Origin of the sequence: Streptomyces sp. NPDC053427, from assembly GCF_044544985.1 — a bacterium.
Taxonomy (GTDB): domain Bacteria; phylum Actinomycetota; class Actinomycetes; order Streptomycetales; family Streptomycetaceae; genus Streptomyces.
The window spans coordinates 361,309-377,815 of record NZ_JBITYA010000003.1; the positions used below are offsets into that span (position 1 = coordinate 361,309).

Here is a 16,507-nt window from a genome sequence, read left to right on the forward strand (position 1 = left end):
GTTGCCGAGGGTCGGCCGAGAGCGTCAGGCCGCTCTGCCGAGCCGTTGGCCGAGCTGGGCGAAGAGTTCGCTGGTGGCGTCCGCGGCGGCGGGGGAGAGGGGGAACATGTTGAGGAAGCCGTGTATGAGCCCGTCGTAGTTGCGAACGAACACGTCGCCGCCGGCGGCTTCGAGGGCCTCGGCATAGGCCAGGCCCTCGTCGCGCAGAGGGTCGTGCTGGGCGGTGCCGATGACCGCGGGAGCGAGTCCGGCGAGCGTCTCGGCGTGCAGCGGGGAGACCTGGGGGCGGCCGCGGACCGCGGGGTCGTTTCCGGCGTACAGGTACTGGATGTCGGCGAGGTTCTCGGCGGTGAGCATGTATCCGTTGGCGTTCTCGGTGCGGGAGGGGTAGTCCCCGTCGAAGTCGGTCGGCGGGTAGGCCAGGAGCTGGGCGGCCAGTGGGCGGTTCTCGTCACGGAAGGTCTGGGCGATCACGGCGGCGAGGTTGGCACCGGCGCTGTCCCCGGCAACGGCCAAGCGGTCGCGCCGCGCCCCGTAGTCGTTGATGTGGTCGGCGATGTGGCGCGTCACGGCCAGGCAGTCGTCGTACGGGGCGGGGAAGGGGTGCTCGGGGGCTCGGCGGTAGTGGACGGCGACCACCACCGCGCCGACATCGCGGCACAGTCTGCGGGTGACCAGGTCGTGGCTGTCGAGATCGCCGGTGATCCAGCCGCCGCCGTGGAAGAAGACCACTGTGGGCAACGGGCCCTCGGCGTCGGGGCGGTAGATCCGCACCGGGATGGCTCCCTCCGGGCCGGGGACCGTGCCGTCCTGTACGGAGCCGACCTGGATCGGCTCGGAATCCGTTGCGGCGGCCAGCGTGCGCTGCGCCACGCGCAATATGTCGGGGTCGGTCGTGCGGATGGGCGCGGCGGTGGCGGCATTGGCCTGGTCGAGGATGGCCGCGATTCCCGGGTCGAGGAGCATGGAGGTCACCTTTCCTGGATGGGGGTGAGGGTTCCTGGCAGAGCCGGAGGGGGCGAGAGAGGCGTTGGTGTGGTGTCGGCGAGGACGGGTGAAGGGATGGAGGTCGCAGGCCCAGGGGCACCAGTTCTTCGATGTGGCGTGTGCGGTATCCGAGGTGACCGGGATGGCTGTCTGTTCCCTGGGGATGCCCTCGGGCAGGCGGGTGAGGGCCGCGGTCGGCACGACCACGTATTCCGGCCACGCACCGTCGTCATCGAATCCTCTACGGCCAGTTCGCGGGTGGCGGCATCGAAGCGCGCGGCACGTGTGGTGGGCATGAAGGCATGAAGGGCATGGGCAGTCTCTTCCTGACTCTGTGCGGGCCGTCGCTCTGGTTCCGTACGGAGTCACTGGCCGGCTGCCTCTCCACGATCGCCCCCGTGCGCCTGCCTGTGGCACGCTGGGCCTACAAAATTTTGTAGTGCTCCGTCGGGCAGCTTCGCCCACTTGGAAGAGGACTGTGCTACGGCGCCGCCCGGCGCGATGCTCCGCGACCGTGCACACACGCACTCGTACGAAAGGAGCCGCCCCCGCCATGTGCCCTCCCGTCCCGACCCCCGTCCCGACCGCCGCGCCGACCCCTGGGCCGCCCTTCCCCTCGAACCCGGGGGACCCGGAATCGGACCCTGCCGTCTGGCGTACCCGGTTCCTGAGTCTGCTCGACCGCATCCCGGCTCCGACCGCGGTCAGCACCACCGAAGGCGGGATCACCCTCGCCAATCCGGCTCTCGCGGCACTGTGGGGCCTGCCTCCGGGGCGTCTGGCGGGACGTAACCTCCTCGACCTGTTCACCCCCATCGATGAAGGCCAACTGGCAAGAGTTGAGGCGGCGTTGACCAAGGGGCGGCGCTCCCGCTATCCCGTACAGGTGCGCTGGACGGCCGGCGCGGCGACGCAAACAGGGCAGCTCACCCTCGAGCCGGTGAGCGATCCCGGCGGCGAGTCGCCGCCTCTGCTGGCCACCCTGCACATCGACGAGCACCCCTCCACGCCGGATCACGGGACACCTGCACCCCTCCTCAGCGCACAGGAGTCACGCATCCTGGCCCTCATCGCCGCGGGCTGCACCACAGCGGTGGTCGCCCGCACCGTCGGTCTGAGTGACGACGGCGTCAACTACCACCTCACCCGCCTGGGCCGCCGACTGCGCACCCCCAACCGCACCGCACTCATCGCCAGGGCGTACGTCCTCGGCCTGCTGTCTCCCACCGCCTGGCCACCCGAACCTCACCCCTGAGAGGGGCACCCGGCCGACGAGGGGAGCAGGGCACACGGTGACCTCCACGCCGCCGACCTCCGCTGTTGCCGGGTTGTACAAGCAGCTGGAGAAAGCGGCCCACAATGGGCCCGGCTCCACGAGACCAGGCCGTCCGTCCCGGTCAGGTCGCACCAGAACCACCGCAGTCCGGGTCGTGGAGCGGTCTGTTTCCCGGAGCTCTTCTTTGTCCCGGGGAGGCGCGTCAGGAGGCTCGCCGACAACTCCGTCACCATGGCGCAGACCGCGGCTCCCGCGTGGTTGTACGGCGAGCCATCCGTTCGGATCCGACTGGGTGGTGCGGTGCGGCGCGGCATCCATCGCTCCATGCGGGGGAGGGGCCAGGGGACAACCGGAGAGTGTCGGCCTGAGCACCCTGCTTGACCTGGGCGGCGGGTTCCTGGGATCTGGCGTAGGAGTAGTTCGGGTAGGAGTAGTTCGGCCTGGTCCCTGGTTTCTCCCCTCCGCGGTGCGGCGGTCGAGTCGCAGTGACGGCGATTCCGCGGTGGCCGCATGGCCACGCCGAGGCGAGGGCGATGACGTTGGACGTCAAGAGGATGCCCCTGCATGTGCATCACTGGAAGAGATGTGAACCGCAGTCGGCAGCAATGTCACTAGGATCTGCACGTGGCAGAAATGATCGACAACGAGCCGACCAGGTATGAGGGTCGAGGTAGCCGGTCCACCCGGGATCAGGTCATCGGCCGCATCGCGGACCACCTTGCCGCCCGGCGGCCAGGACATCCGCTGCGGGTCGCGGTGGACGGCATCACCGCCGCCGGCAAGACCACTCTGGCCCGCGCCCTCGCTACCGCGGTGGACGAGCGGGGCCGCCCGGCGGTCCACCTGTCCATGGACGGTTTCCATCACCCGCGAGCCCATCGTCACCGGCAAGGCCGCGATTCCGCGATCGGGTACTACCAGGACGCCTACGATTTCCCCGCGTTCGCCCGGTCCGTCCTCGTCCCTCTCGGCCCCGGCGGCGATCACCGCTATCGCAGCCGCATCATCGACCTGGCCGGCGACCATGCCATTGACGAGCCGCCGGTCACCGCCCTCGCCGACGCGGTCCTGGTGGTGGACGGCAGCTTCCTGCAGCGCCATGAACTGGCCGGCCTGTGGGACGAGGTTGTGTTCGCCGACACCAGCTTCCCCGTCGCCCGCCAGCGTGGCACCCGTCGCGACACCGCGCTGTTCGGCAGCAGTGCACAGGCCGAGCACGCCTTCGACAATCGCTACCACGCCGCCTGCCGGCTCTACCTGGCCGAGGTCGACCCTGCCGCGCACGCAACGATCGTTGTCGGCAACGACGACCTCGATCACCCTGTGCTGCGGCGGATCGGCGGCGAGGACATCGGCACAGGCCGGAATTCCTGACGCGCGCAAGGGTCACTGCCCGGTGCGCCTTCCGCCGTTCGGCGGAAGGAGGGACGGTATGCCAGGCCGTTGTGGTGCCCTCTCCGCGACGCCTCAACGGCCCGCGCCCTGAATGTCCGGAAAGGGCTCTCCGGCACACCGAACCTTCCCCGGGTATTGCGCATCTTCAGGTGCGTAGGTGCGCGCTGACCTCGCGCGCCGATTCGCCTTCGAGGGGAACCTGACATGAAGAGCAAGCTGACTGCCGTGGCCCTTGCGGCCATCGTCGTTGCCGGCAGTGCCGCTGGCGCCATCCCGGCCTCGGCCGCCCCCGCCAAAGCCGAGCCGACCCGCTGCCACACCGCCGACCTGAAGGCGGGCTTCGCCACGGGGGATGACGCGAGGCCGGAGATGGAACAGACCGAGAAGCAGACGCAGGCGTACATCTGGTTCACCAACCAGAGCAAGCGCACCTGCACCCTGTCCGGCTTCGCAGGTGTCGACATGATCGGCGCTCAGGAGACGGACGGCACCTGGTCGCTGGTGCGATCCTCCACGAAGCCCGAAAAGATGATCCTGGAGCCGGGGGACACGGTGGACTTCAGCATCACCCTGCTCCCGGTGGCCAAGTCCACGCCGCGGAAGGAGAAGTTCGTTCCGGCGACGTTCCTGGTCACACCGCCGAACGAGACGAAGCACTTCACCCTGAAGTGGCCGTTCGGCGGCCAGATCCTCAAGCAGGACGGCGCCACCCACCCGGCCACCTACCTCAATCCGGTCGGGCGGTAACCGACCGGACAGCCTCTGAGCTTCCCTTCAGTGTCGCTGGTGGCCACCGCAGGACTCCGGAATGAGGTGAAGCCCCCGGATAGTGCGGTGGCCATCCAGTCGCCGCCTGAGCGGTCAGCCGCCGCCGGACCGACGTCGGCAACTGCGCCCACACCGCTCCAACCGCCCGTGAGTCGGCCAGAGCGGAGGCGCATGCCGAACCGTGATCTGGACGCACCAACTCCCTTGCCAGGAGCCGAGTTGTGACGCAAGAGTTCGGGCATGACTCTCGGGATTTGGTCACGGGAGCGGAACACTCGGAGGGCTCACTCGGCGCTTTCGGGCAGGTCGGGCGCCGACCTATGCGAGGGGAGACCGATCAATGATGTTCACTCTGGTACGGAGAAGAGTGCGGATGGCCGCGCTCGCGCTCTCGGCAGTCGCGGCCCTTGCCTTCGGCGCGACCGCCACGACCGGCGCAGCAGCGGCCCCCGCCCCCGCGAAACAGGGGCCGACCTCGGTGGCGTACGTCGAGGTGAACAACAACAGCATGCTGAACGTCGGCAAGTACACCCTCGCCAACGGCGGCGGCAACGTCTTCGACGTCGCCGTGATCTTCGCGGCGAACATCAACTACGACACGGGCACGAAGACGGCACATCTGTACTTCAACGAGAACGTGCAGCGCGTCCTCGACAACGCCGCCACGGAGATACGGCCGTTGCAGCAGAAGGGCATCAAAGTCGTACTCTCGGTGCTCGGCAACCACCAGGGCGCGGGCTTCGCCAACTTCCCGTCACAGCAAGCGGCTTCGGCGTTCGCGAAACAACTGTCGGACACCGTGGCCAAGTACGGCCTCGACGGGATCGACTTCGACGACGAGTACGCCGAGTACGGCAACAACGGCACCGGCCAGCCCAACGACAGCTCGTTCGTGTACCTGGTGTCGGCGCTGCGCGCGAACATGCCGGACAAGATCATCAGCCTCTACAACATCGGCCCGGCCGCGTCGCGCCTGTCCTACGGTGGCGTCGACGTCTCGTCCACGTTCGACTACGCCTGGAACCCGTACTACGGCACCTGGCAGGTCCCCGGCATCGCGCTGCCCAAGTCGAAGCTGTCGCCGGCGGCCGTCGAGATCGGCGGGACCTCGCAGAGCACGGTCGCCGACCTCGCCCGCCGCACCGTCAGCGAGGGGTACGGCGTCTATCTGACGTACAACCTCGACGGCGCCGACCGCAGCGCCGACGTCTCCGCGTTCACCAGGGAGCTGTACGGCAGTGACGCCGTCTACACGCCGTAAGGCGACCGCACGCCCCAGTGCGCGGCGCTCCCTCAGGGCTTGCCGCATCCCGTAGGGCCGCGACCCGTGCAGGCCGCGCCTTCGACAACGATGTCGGAGGCGCGGTGCGGGGTGACCACTCACTGTCGTGCGCCCCCGCGACGCGGCTGCTGTACTGGACCGATGCACAAGGACAGCTCCCCCGACGTCGTAGTGGTCGCTCCCGATCCCGACTGGACGGTCCAGGGCGAGGACCTCGCAGAAGAGTTGTACGGCCTGCTCCGGCCGCTCGCGGTCCACGTCGAACACATCGGCAGCACGGCGGTCCCCGGTATGGCGGCCAAGCCCGTTCTCGACCTTCAGATCAGTGTCCATGAACTGGAGGAGGCAGAGGGCGCGTTCACCGGGCCGTTGGCCGACCGGGGTTTCGCCCTCGCTCCGTATCGGCAGGACCACGTTCCTGCAGGCAGTGACGACGATCCGGCGCGCTGGACGAAGCGGCTGTGGACCCGCCAGGGCCACCAGGGGCTGGACGTCAACCTCCATGTCCGGCAAGCCGGTTCGCCGAACGAGCGGCTGGCGCTCCTCTTCCGTGACTGGCTGCGGGCACACCCCGAGGCGGTGCCGGCCTACGCCCGCTTCAAGCAGGTTCTGGCTCAGGCGGTTCCGGATCTCGCCACCTACGCCGACGTCAAGGATCCCGTGGTCGATCTCGTGGTCGCCGTCGCGGAGCCCTGGGCACGGGCCACGGGGTGGCAGCCGTCTGCCACGAAGACGGCTCGGCCCGCGGCCCATCGCCGCTGATTCCGCCCTCTCCCCCCTGCACTCCCCACGCGTGTCAGCGTGTGCCTGGGCGGTTCTTGCGGGTGGTCCACGTGCGTCCGCTAGGTACCGGGGTTCCAGGTCGCCGCCGTACGGGCGGTCCAGGCGACCCACTGTGCCACTGCGTTGGTGGCGTAGCAGCCGGTGGGCAGAAAGAGGGCGAGCTCGCAGGCGTACCGGCCCGGTGTGTCGATATCCGCGCCGGTCCGGTCGACGCGGACGCGGGTCTGCACGACCGTAGGGCGCAGCCCCTCCGTTTGGCGGATGGCCCCGTCGGTCCAGCGGTAGCGCGCATAGGGCAGGGTTGCCGCTTGCTGGAGCAGGGACAGCACGTCGTCTCGGTGAGTAGCGAAGGCGTAGGGGATGCCGTCGCGGCGGGTTTCGTCGAGCGGGTGCCGATTGAGGGGCGTGGCCTGCGGGTCAGTAGTAGTCGCGCATGATCTCGGTGGACCACTTGGGCTGGCGGACCTCGCCGCGGGGCGCGAACTCGGCCATGTACGGCTTGATATCCAGCACCGGGGAGCCTGCGACCGCGTCCAGGCCGCTGACGTGCAGGTCGAGGCCGTCCACTCGGTGCAGGCGGCAGCGTGAGACGCCCAGCCGATTGGGGCGGTTCTTGCCGCGCTGGGCGAAGATGCCGATCAGCGGCCAGTCCTTGTTGCCGCGGGGGTGTCGCGCGCCGGTCTCGATCTTCTCCACCGGTACGCGGTCGAAGTGGAAGACCACCTCCAGGTGGGAGAAGGCGTCCAGGCCGTACAGCGCCTCCTCGGTGAACTGGGCGGCATCCAGCCGGATCACCGCCTCGACGCCGTTCCAGGCATCGTCGAAGACGTCCTCGCGCCCGCCCCTCACCTGCGCCACCGGCCGCGAAAGCACCGGCTGGACATCGACGTCGTGATCACCGTTCTGTATCTGGTCCCGCATCGGCAACTCCCTGTTGAACATGGGTATTCCGAGGCGAGCGTATCGGTGGAGGGGTGGGGGCTTACGGGTGGTGGTTCGATCCCGGTACGCCCTGTCCTCTCCTCCGTGCACGCGCAGTTCTTCCGGGGTCTGCGCCTGTACCCGGCCCCGTCATAGGGGCGGTTGCTGTGAGAGCAGGTGAGAGGTGAGGAACCCCGTCGGCTGGCTCCGGCGGGGTTCCTTCGTTCGGAGATGGGCCCTTCACGTTCGGTGCAGTGTGTCCGGACTGCGGATTTCTGCGGTGTTACGGTCGGGACTTATGGGCGAAGACCCACCGGTTGCCCGCTAGCGCGTCGTTCTGCTCGGGCAACGGTCCGCGTCCGTGATGGCGGGTGAAGTCGAAGGGGGTGCGGACCGATGTGGACCAGCCCTTGCTCGCCAGCCCACCGGCGGAGTCGGGCCGCGGCTCCCTGTCGAACAGGTGGAGCAGGTCGATGCCGATCTGGCGTGTCGTCGAGGTGTAGAGCGGACTGTCGCGGAAGGCCAGCAAGTCCTTTTCGAGCTTGACCTCGAATGCCAGAGCGCTCCCTTCCGTAGTCAACCGGTCCACCATCTTGATGAGGTACGTCTCGGCGGCGGCCGGCAGGTAGAAGAACAACCCCTCGGCCAACCACACGCTCGGAGCGGCCGTGTCGAAGCCGGCGTCGGCGAGCGCTCCGACCCAGTCGGCGCGCAGATCGATCGGGATGGGTACGCGCGCCGCTTTGGGGGTGGCCGCCAGTCCGTCGAGCACCTTGTGCTTGAACGCCAGCACTCCTTCCCTGTCGATCTCGAAGATCACGCAACCGGGAGGCCAGTCGAGCCGGAACGCCCGAGAATCCAACCCCGCCCCCAGGAGGACCACTTGGCGGACGTTTCCGGTGTGCACCGACCGGAGGAGAAAGTCATCGAGGACCCTCGTCCGCAGACCGAAGTAACGCGCAAATCGTCCCCACAGCGGGTTCGCGTCCCCGTCCAGGACCTGTTGCATGCGGACCGGCCAGCCGGCGGACGCGGGTGCGGCGAGCACGAAGTGTTCGGCATAGACGTCCCGTGCCAGGGTGTCGTGGCGGTGAGTCTCGATTGCCCGTGCCGCGGCGACCATGAGAGCGGTCACGCCTACGCCTCCTTCCACGCTTCCCACGTCGGTGTCGCGATGCGTTGTGTCGACCACGCTTCCTCCACTAGCAAGTTGAGACCACGAACAATGAGGGATACGGCTGATGAGCAGAGGGCGCACGACAACGCTGCTCAGCGTGCTCGGGACGCCTGATGGCGCGCAGAACTGCGGCGCGCGGTGTCTCAGTCGGGCCGACCACCGGGAAGCGGTGACCTGGGTGTGCCGTCGGACGGCGGCCGGTGAGACGGCGGGCCGTGAGGGATTATCGGTGGGCAGGGGGCGAGGAAAGCCGTGCTCATCGCTTCCACGCCTCCGGAATCAGGACGGGTTTGACCACGCGGCCCGTTTCGCAATCGCGTTCGGCCTCGTTGATGTCGGCGAGCGGATACGTACGGATCAGCTCATCGAAGGGGAACCGCCCTGCCCGCCACAGCCCGGTCAACCGCGGAATCAGCAGTCCCGGCACCGCGTCGCCTTCGCAAATGTGGGAGATTTTCCTGCCTCGGTCCAGTGCCCCCGGTTCGAGCGGCAGTGTCGAGTGGAGCCGCGCCACCAGACCGAGGTGGCCGGTAGGACGCAAAGCCCTGAGCGCGTGATTGATCAGCTGACCGGAAGCAGTGGTGTCCAGCGCGTAGTCCGCGCCGCCGTCGGTGAGCTTCCCGATGCGGCCGGGCAGGTCGAGTGATGCGGCGTGCAGCGGGGTCGCGCCGAATCGTTCGGCGAGGGCCAGCCGTTCGGGATGCCGGTCGACGGCCACGCTCACCACCCCGGAGGCGGTGGCCGCCATCACCGCAGCCAGGCCCACCGCTCCTGCACCGAAGACCGCGAGGGTATCGCCGGGCCCGGCGCCGAAGGAGTTGAAGACGGTTCCGGCGCCGGTGAGGAAACCGCAGCCGAGCGGGCCGAGCAGTTCGACGGGCAGCGAGGGATCGACCCGCACGGCGTTGCGGGCCGGGACCACCGCGTACTCGGCGAACGAGGACTGGCCGAACCATCGAGGGGCCAGTTCGTCCCCGGCCACGTCGGTGAACCGCGCGGCATTCTCCGTGCGCCCTCCGAACAGGTTGAGCGAGGCGAAGGAGTCACAGTGGGCGGGAGCGGCTTTCCTGCAGTTCCGGCATTGGCCGCAGGAGTCGAAGCTCAGTACGACGTGGTCGCCTTCGCTCAGGCCGGTATTCGGGCTGCCCGTCTCCACTACGACCCCGGCACCTTCATGGCCGAGCACCGCCGGCAGCGGTGAGCGGCCCGCCGAACGCCGGACCGCGATATCCGTCCGGCACATCCCGCAGCCCGCGATCTTGACCAGGACCTCGCCGTCGGCCGGCCCCGTGTGCAGGATCACCTCCTCGACGGCGAATCGGCTCTCGCACGAGCGCAGCACCGCCGCGCCGAACCTCATCGTCACGCCTCCTGCGGAACGTGCAGGACGAAAGGCGTGAGGTTGCCGTAGAGCCCCCAGAGGCCGCCTGCGACGCCGACACCGCTCTCCTTGGAGCCCGTGAAAGGCTGGGCGAGGGACAGCTCGGCGTGGTGGTTGACCCATGCCGTTCCGCACTCCAGCCGATCGGCCACCTCCTCGGCACGGCCGAGGTCGGTGCCCCATACCGAGCCTCCCAGCCCGAAGCCGGTGTCGTTGGCCGCCTCGACGGCTTCGTCGAGGTTCCCGTACGGCAGCACCGGCAGGACGGGCCCGAACTGCTCCTCCGTCACCACCGGGCTACGCGCCGGGACATCAGCCAGAACCGTCGGTGCGAAGAAGTAGCCCGGTCGATCCAGACGTCGGCCCCCGGCCGCAACCCGGGCACCGTCTGCCACGGCCTGCGCCGTGTATCGCTCGACCCGGGCCAGCTGGGGGGCATTGTTGACCGGTCCCAGTTGCGTGGCCGGGTCGAGGCCGGCGCCGACGACGGCGGTCTTCGCGCGCTGCGCGAGAGCCTCGACAACGTGGGAGTAGAGCCGGGCCGGAGCGTACACACGCTTGACCGCCATGCACACCTGCCCACAGTTGCGGAACGCCGCCCAGAACAGCCGGTCCACGATCTTTTCCACGTCCACGTCGTCCAGCAGGATGGCGGCGTCGTTGCCACCCAGCTCCAGGGTGACGCGGGCGAGCGACGCCGCTGCGCCCCGCGCGACGTCCCGTCCGGTGGGAATTGAACCGGTGAACGTCACATGGCGGATCCCGGGGTGGGACGCAAGTCGGGCACCGAGAGGCTCATGACCGGTGACGATCGTCAGTACGCCGTCGGGGAGGGCGGCGGAAAGGACGGATCCCAGCAGCCGGGTGGCGAGGGGCGTGAACGGGGAGGGCTTCAGCACCACCGTGTTGCCTGCGGCGAGCGCGGGCGCGAACTTCGCCGACGCGAGTTGGAGAGGGAAATTCCACGGGACGATCGCGGCGACGGGCCCGAGTGGTCGCCAGCGGACCTCGCTGCACACCGGCCGACCGTCTGTGATCAGCTGGGGCCGGAGGTCCAGCTCGGCGAAATAGCGCAGACGGGCCGTCACGCGGGCGATCTCCGCGTACGACTCGGCCAGGGGCTTGCCCTGTTCGCGAGTGAGCAGCGGGGCAAGGTCGGCCCCGGCTGCCTCCACGGCGTCGGCCGCCGCGAGCAATGCGGTGGTGCGGGCGGCGGGGTCGGCCCGCCAGCTGCGCCACGCCCCGTGGGCACGGCCGACAAGGGCGTCCAGTTCGTCGGGCTGCTGGTCGGGAGCCTCATCGAAAGCCTCGCCGGTTGCCGGATCGAGGACGGCGAAGCGCTCGCCGGAGGGTGAGGGTGCATGCGCGGACTGGTGTGTGGCCACCGGTGGTCAGCTTGCGGCGGTCGCGGCAGCCCTGTGTTCTCGGGCGTGCCGGTCCATCTCCGCCCGGAAGGCAGCCACCAGCTGCGGCTGAATCCTCCCGGTGTTGCGGTCGCCGCCCTCGCATACCGCCCCGCGAACCCCCACGATGTCCGTGCCGATGCGGTTCAGTACACCGAGGTCTTCCACCTTCACGCTGCCCGCCAGGGCGGCGAGCAGATCGGCTTCGTGGGCCCGCCGCACGAACTCCGCGCAGATCTCAGGCGAAACATGGTCGAACAGCCGTGTTCCGTCCTTGACCGCGGTGTCGAGCATGGCTGCGTCGGAGCCGGAGCGCAGGGCGATGTCGGGCAGTGCGAGCGGGTTGACGCAGCCGATGCGGTGGGCATCCGCATATCCCGAGGCGACGACGAAGGCATCCGGCCGATAGTCCTTCACCGCCCGGACGACCCCTCGCATCACGTCGATGGCCTGGACGAGCGTCGTGCATCCGTAGAGGCCGACCTTGATGTAGGTGGCTCCGGAGACGGCCGCACCGAGTGCCGCCTGGGCCACTGTGCCGGGCTTGTACGGCACGTCTCCCACGGTGGCGGACACCGGTTTGTCCGCCGGGACCGCATCGCGGATCTCTCTGATGACCCACGGGAAGTTCGCACCCAGCGAGCCCTCGTCGGGCTTCTTCACATCGACAATGTCGAGATGCTCCGCGGCCTTCGCGCATTCGAGGGCCTCCTCGACGCTGTCCGGGGAGATAAGAAGCAACAATGTGAGCTCCTTCCACCGCATTTCCACCTGGCCGGGAAGCAGGTGTGCGGAGTCGCTGGGAATTCTTGCGGCCTGAACATCATTGGGCTGGCCCGTGACCGCCGGTAGGGCGCGCGGAGACTGAACGGGGTATTGGCGGCGTGCGCAGCGCGCCGTGCACGCCGGTACGAACCAGCTGTCCCATCCCCGGTTCGGGAAGTTCCTATCGGTGCATGTTCCATGCCGGAACGGCGCCAGTTTCATCCATTCCGTTGAACAGCCCGTCTTCCCTCGGGCACCGGATTCCGCAGCCCGCATAGTGACAGCGCGACGGCCGAACGACCGGCCACCGGACACAGGCTCCCCCGCCCTGCGCGGGTGTTCACCGCACCTGCCGGCGGCTGACCGGTGCACTGCCGGGCCGTCGCGAACCGTACGGTGCAGCCGGCACGTACGGCCGTCCCGTCTCCTGGTCCAACGAAAGGCAAGAGCCGATGCGGAACGAAGCGATCAACCGGGTCAAACTCGTGTTCACCCTGTTCGACGCCGACGGAAACGGTGTCCTGGAATCCAGCGACTTCGATCTGATGAGCAGCCGGGTCGCCGCAGCCGTCCCCGAAGCCGACGAAGCACGGAAGCAGGCCATGCGGGCCAGCTTCAGGCGCTACTGGAACACACTGGCCGGTGAACTCGATACCAACGACGACGGCCGGATCACTTACGACGATTTCCAGGCGTGCGTCCTGTCGCCGGAGCGCTTCAGCGGAGCAACTGACGAGTTCGCCGCCGGCTTCGCGCGTCTCGGTGACCTGGACAGCAGCGGTACTGTCAGCCGCCCGGTGTTCGTCGGCATGATGAGGGGGGTTGGCTTCGACCTGCCGAACATCCATGCACTCTTCGACGCCTTCGCGCCCGATGATGACGACCGGGTCCGGGTGGACGTCTGGGAATCCGAGATCAAGAACTTCTACGCTCCCGACAAAGGCGGTATCCCCGCGGACCTGCTGACGACCTCTCCGGCAGCCTGATCCAGCCCGGCCCGGTGGCTCGCACCGTGCGGGGCGAGCCACCGGGCTCCCAGCAGGACCGCTCCGATCACTGACTGCGCCACAGCCGCGCTCATTTGCCGAATGGTCGCCTCCCGCGCCTTCCAGGAGCGCAAGAACCTGGCCAGAGATCTTTCGATGGTGTCCCGCGATGCAGTCGAATCGTGTGTGGCGCCTATGCGGGCTTTTGGCTACGGCAACGTGCTTGCCATCTTCGCTGACACGCCGCTGGACATCAGCGTGAGGAAAGCAGATTCCCGTCACCGGGTAGGCCACGAGGAATGGAGAAACGGCCGCGGCCGGGGCGGGCGCCATGTACCGACCCGGCTCATCCGCATGAGTGCACATCCACCGTGGGGGAGTGTCAATCGCCGACCTTTCGAGGAGGCGAAGCGCCGGTTCGCCCAATGGTTTCACCATGACTTCTGGTGGAGGCGTGAGGGGTGTGGGTGGCGCATTGGGCCCCGTTACGTGTACGCGCCGCCCGCTCCCGCTCGGGGACCGCCCAGACGAATGTGCACGGGATATCGGCGCTTCGACATGCCAACTCGGTTCGTGATGAGGGAGGTTCGCCCCGTCACCGGCCGATGAAGTACGCGTCTTCCATGTCGGCCGTGGCCGACTCGGTGTGCCGCACGCGCAGCGCCGACAGGTTCAGGCCGGGAACGCCCCACGGGTCGGCGGCCCCCAGGGCCAGGCCGGCGAACACTCCCCATTCGATCTGGTTCGGGTCGTCGTCCAGGTCGATGAAGGTGTCCAACTCGTCGTTGTTGTCGAGGTCCTTCTGCGTCATGCCGAGAGCGGCGAGAACCGCTGCGGGGTCTCCGAAGACGACGAACGGCTCGTCACCGGTCCATCCGGCAGCGTGGAACATCGTCCCGTCGGGCAGCCATACGAGGTCTTCGGTGCGTGTGGCTCCGCAGTGGGTCTCGACGCGTCCCACGATCCGCGCGTCGGGGAAGCGTTCGCGCAGGGCCGTTGCTTCGCCAAGGAGGGGATTGTCGTCGCCGTCGGAGACGAACGCCGGGTCGCAGACGGCCAGCACATTGCCCCAGGCGCCGGCATGGACGATGTCCAGGTCCGCGAGCGTGCTGAAGACCGGTGGGTTGGCGGCCGAGCGCGGGCCGAGGTCTTCCAGCACCGCATCCACGCTCGACAAAGACGCGGCGAAGGCGGCGGCCCGGCCCGGATCATGTACCGGGAACCCGGCCGTGTCCGAGGCGAACGGCGGCTGGAAGACGGTCAGGTTGCCGTGGACCATGGAGCCGCGGACCATCTCGGTTGGGGGTATGGTCCAGAAGCTTTGATCAGTCATGCGGGCCACCGTAGCGGCCGGAAAACGGTTCCCTTGAACTGCGGTACAGGAGAGGGCCGTTGGCCCGTCAGGGCGCTCACCACTGGCACTTCCCGGCCTGTCGGCAGCCCCATTCCGGACCCGCGCATCGGCGGTGAGAACTCCACCCGATACCCACGCTGGTCGACGAAGGTGATGACCGGTACCCAGGTGGCCCCGTGACTGCCGTGGAACCTCACGTTGTCGACCACGACGCCCCGCGTGTATATCCCGTGTCGCCGCAGCCGCAGTACCACGACGGCGTCCCGCAGTGTGACCCTGAAGAGGAGCATGGCGGCCGCCCCGCATGCCACGATTCCGATGGAGTCGTTCGACACGCTGCCGCCTCTTCCGTCTCGCCCGACGCTTTGAGTGCCCAGAGACAGGGGCGCAGCCCCCTTGCCCGGTTGCACACAGATACACCCGCCGACGGCGAGCGTCGATACGCCGCTCAACACCGGCCCCGGCCTACTCGCGGGCGGCGCGTGCAGGAGCAGGTGGCGTGCGCAGGGCCTTTCGGGTGGGCAGTTCGATATTCAGCAGCAGCAGCAGCAGCAGCCGACGACGTACGTTGTGGCGACGGCTCGGTCACGTTAGGCCGACGTGCTGATGAGTTCGTCGGTGACCCACCGTGCGACGTCGGCGGGGTAGGGCGCCGGCAGTCCGAGGACGATGTGTCGGAAGCCGGCGTCGATCGCGTCGCCGATCGCGTCCTGGGTGATGCTGGGCCGGTCGTAGGAGACGGGCAGGTGGATCGAGCGGGTGATCGAGGCGGGGTCGCGGCCGATCTCGGCGCAGTAGCGGTCCAGCAGTGCGCTGCGGCGGGCGGCATCGTCGATGTCGCCGCCGGGGATGTTCCACAGGTCGGCGTGCTCGGCGACCACGCGCAGCGTCGGGGCCGAGCGTCCGCCGATGAGGATCGGCGGGTGGGGGCGCTGGACGGGTTTGGGGTTGCCGAACGCTCCGATGAGGTGGTGGTAGGTGCCGTGGAAGTCGAACGGTTCCTCCTCGGTCCACAACCGCCGGATCACCGTGCAGGCTTCGGCGAGGCTCCCCACGGCGTGCGCGGTGTCGTGGAAGGGCAGGCCGTGTGCTTCGTACTCACGGCGGGCCAGGGGATGGCTGGGGCGTGAGCCGACGCCGATGCCGAAGTCGAGCCGTCCGCCGGAGACGATGTCGACGGTCGTGGCGATCTTGGCCAGCATCGCGGGCGGCCGGAACCGGTTACTGGTCACCAGCACGCCGAGCCGCAGTCGTCGGGTGTGGGCGGCAAGGGCCGAGAGCAGTGTCCAGCCCTCGTAGGCCGGACCGGCCGGGTCGCCGCCGATCGGCATGAGGTGATCGAACAACCACGCATGCTCGATCTCCGGGATGGTGTCTGCCTCGTGCCAGACGCGCAGTACCTCGTGGAAGTCGACCTGCGAGGGGGCGGTCATGATCCCGAAACGGGGCCGGGGTGTGTGCGGCATGGAGCCGTTGGTCCTTTCGATACCGGCGGCGCCGGCGAGCTGGAGGAACAACTCCTTCTCGCCCCCGTCGAGCGCGGACATCCGTGAGCGCCCGCGAAAGGGCATCAGACAGTCGCAGCGCGAAGATCGTGCGTTCAGTCGATGACGGCGGTGGCTTCGATCTCGACCAGGTGCTCGGGGACGTCCAGTGCCGCGACGCCCAGCAGCGTGGCCGGCGGTACCGGGGCGACGCCCAGCTTCGCGGCCGCCCGGGCGATCCCCTCAAGGAGCGCAGGCATCTTGTCAGGGGTCCAGTCGACGACATACACGGTCAGTTTCGCCACATCGTCGAAGGAGCCACCGGCCTCGGCCAGGGCGGCGTTGATGTTGAGGTAGCACTGCTCGACCTGCGCGGCGAGATCGCCTTCGCCGACCGTGACACCGCCGACGTCCCAGGCGACCTGCCCGGCGATGAAGACCAGCTTCGACCCGGTGGCGATCGACACCTGCCGGTAGGCGTCGATCTCCGGCAATCCCTTGGGGTTCATCAGGGTGATGCTCATGGTGCCTGCCTCCATTGCTCT

The 16,507-nt window shown here is 68.5% G+C and carries 17 protein-coding genes; 6 read left to right on the forward strand and 11 right to left on the reverse strand.

Annotated elements, in window-relative coordinates; translation table 11 throughout:
* Window positions 1-24: 24 nt before the first annotated feature.
* Window positions 25-966: an alpha/beta hydrolase gene (locus ACIGWZ_RS09640; protein WP_400062589.1), complete on the reverse strand. Its 942-nt coding sequence runs from the start codon at window positions 964-966 to the stop codon at window positions 25-27.
* A gap of 574 nt (window positions 967-1,540) precedes the next feature.
* Here ACIGWZ_RS09640 and ACIGWZ_RS09645 point away from each other — a divergent pair.
* The 5 genes from ACIGWZ_RS09645 (at window position 1,541) to ACIGWZ_RS09665 (ending at window position 6,470) form a co-directional block, all read left to right on the forward strand.
* Window positions 1,541-2,242, forward strand: coding sequence for a helix-turn-helix transcriptional regulator (locus ACIGWZ_RS09645; protein WP_400062591.1), 702 nt, complete (start codon window positions 1,541-1,543; stop codon window positions 2,240-2,242).
* A gap of 645 nt (window positions 2,243-2,887) precedes the next feature.
* The gene (locus ACIGWZ_RS09650; RefSeq protein WP_400062593.1) at window positions 2,888-3,637 is read left to right on the forward strand and encodes a uridylate kinase; all 750 of its coding nucleotides are present in this window, start codon (window positions 2,888-2,890) and stop codon (window positions 3,635-3,637) included.
* 225 nt (window positions 3,638-3,862) lie between these two features.
* Window positions 3,863-4,405, forward strand: coding sequence for a DUF4232 domain-containing protein (locus ACIGWZ_RS09655; protein ID WP_400062594.1), 543 nt, complete (start codon window positions 3,863-3,865; stop codon window positions 4,403-4,405).
* A 364-nt stretch (window positions 4,406-4,769) separates the two neighbouring features.
* On the forward strand, window positions 4,770-5,687 hold the full coding sequence (locus tag ACIGWZ_RS09660) for an endo-beta-N-acetylglucosaminidase H (RefSeq protein ID WP_400063250.1): 918 nt from the start codon (window positions 4,770-4,772) through the stop codon (window positions 5,685-5,687).
* A 162-nt stretch (window positions 5,688-5,849) separates the two neighbouring features.
* Window positions 5,850-6,470: a GrpB family protein gene (locus ACIGWZ_RS09665; protein ID WP_400062596.1), complete on the forward strand. Its 621-nt coding sequence runs from the start codon at window positions 5,850-5,852 to the stop codon at window positions 6,468-6,470.
* A gap of 80 nt (window positions 6,471-6,550) precedes the next feature.
* On the opposite strand, the gene ACIGWZ_RS09670 is transcribed toward ACIGWZ_RS09665, so the two are convergent.
* From ACIGWZ_RS09670 to ACIGWZ_RS09695, 6 genes are all read right to left on the reverse strand, one after another.
* The gene (locus tag ACIGWZ_RS09670) at window positions 6,551-6,820 is read right to left on the reverse strand and encodes a hypothetical protein (RefSeq protein ID WP_400062598.1); all 270 of its coding nucleotides are present in this window, start codon (window positions 6,818-6,820) and stop codon (window positions 6,551-6,553) included.
* Between the two features lie 88 nt (window positions 6,821-6,908).
* Complete coding sequence (locus tag ACIGWZ_RS09675; RefSeq protein ID WP_400062600.1) at window positions 6,909-7,412, reverse strand: SAM-dependent methyltransferase; 504 nt, start codon at window positions 7,410-7,412, stop codon at window positions 6,909-6,911.
* A 283-nt stretch (window positions 7,413-7,695) separates the two neighbouring features.
* On the reverse strand, window positions 7,696-8,604 hold the full coding sequence (locus ACIGWZ_RS09680) for a class I SAM-dependent methyltransferase (RefSeq protein ID WP_400062602.1): 909 nt from the start codon (window positions 8,602-8,604) through the stop codon (window positions 7,696-7,698).
* A 241-nt stretch (window positions 8,605-8,845) separates the two neighbouring features.
* Window positions 8,846-9,949, reverse strand: a complete 1,104-nt coding sequence (locus ACIGWZ_RS09685) for an NAD(P)-dependent alcohol dehydrogenase (RefSeq protein WP_400063252.1) — start codon at window positions 9,947-9,949, stop codon at window positions 8,846-8,848.
* A 2-nt stretch (window positions 9,950-9,951) separates the two neighbouring features.
* Complete coding sequence (locus ACIGWZ_RS09690; RefSeq protein ID WP_400062604.1) at window positions 9,952-11,355, reverse strand: aldehyde dehydrogenase family protein; 1,404 nt, start codon at window positions 11,353-11,355, stop codon at window positions 9,952-9,954.
* A 6-nt stretch (window positions 11,356-11,361) separates the two neighbouring features.
* Window positions 11,362-12,138, reverse strand: a complete 777-nt coding sequence (locus ACIGWZ_RS09695) for a (5-formylfuran-3-yl)methyl phosphate synthase (protein WP_400063254.1) — start codon at window positions 12,136-12,138, stop codon at window positions 11,362-11,364.
* 452 nt (window positions 12,139-12,590) lie between these two features.
* On the opposite strand from ACIGWZ_RS09695, the gene ACIGWZ_RS09700 reads away from it, so the two are divergent.
* Complete coding sequence (locus ACIGWZ_RS09700) at window positions 12,591-13,124, forward strand: EF-hand domain-containing protein (protein ID WP_400062606.1); 534 nt, start codon at window positions 12,591-12,593, stop codon at window positions 13,122-13,124.
* A 595-nt stretch (window positions 13,125-13,719) separates the two neighbouring features.
* On the opposite strand, the gene ACIGWZ_RS09705 is transcribed toward ACIGWZ_RS09700, so the two are convergent.
* The 4 genes from ACIGWZ_RS09705 to ACIGWZ_RS09720 all read right to left on the reverse strand — a co-directional run bounded on the left by ACIGWZ_RS09705 (window position 13,720) and on the right by ACIGWZ_RS09720 (window position 16,486).
* Entirely contained in the window at window positions 13,720-14,457 is a 738-nt protein-coding gene (locus tag ACIGWZ_RS09705; RefSeq protein WP_400062608.1) for a DUF6333 family protein, read from the reverse strand.
* A complete protein-coding gene (locus ACIGWZ_RS09710; protein ID WP_400062610.1) occupies window positions 14,454-14,813 on the reverse strand; it encodes a hypothetical protein in 360 nt (119 codons plus the stop codon). Before ACIGWZ_RS09710 ends, ACIGWZ_RS09705 begins: the two co-directional genes overlap by 4 nt.
* Window positions 14,814-15,068: 255 nt before the next feature.
* Window positions 15,069-15,944 carry an LLM class flavin-dependent oxidoreductase gene (locus tag ACIGWZ_RS09715; protein WP_400063256.1) on the reverse strand — a complete coding sequence of 292 codons (876 nt, stop codon included), beginning with the start codon at window positions 15,942-15,944 and terminating at the stop codon, window positions 15,069-15,071.
* A gap of 134 nt (window positions 15,945-16,078) precedes the next feature.
* Window positions 16,079-16,486, reverse strand: a complete 408-nt coding sequence (locus ACIGWZ_RS09720) for a RidA family protein (RefSeq protein WP_400062612.1) — start codon at window positions 16,484-16,486, stop codon at window positions 16,079-16,081.
* Window positions 16,487-16,507: the final 21 nt, after the last annotated feature.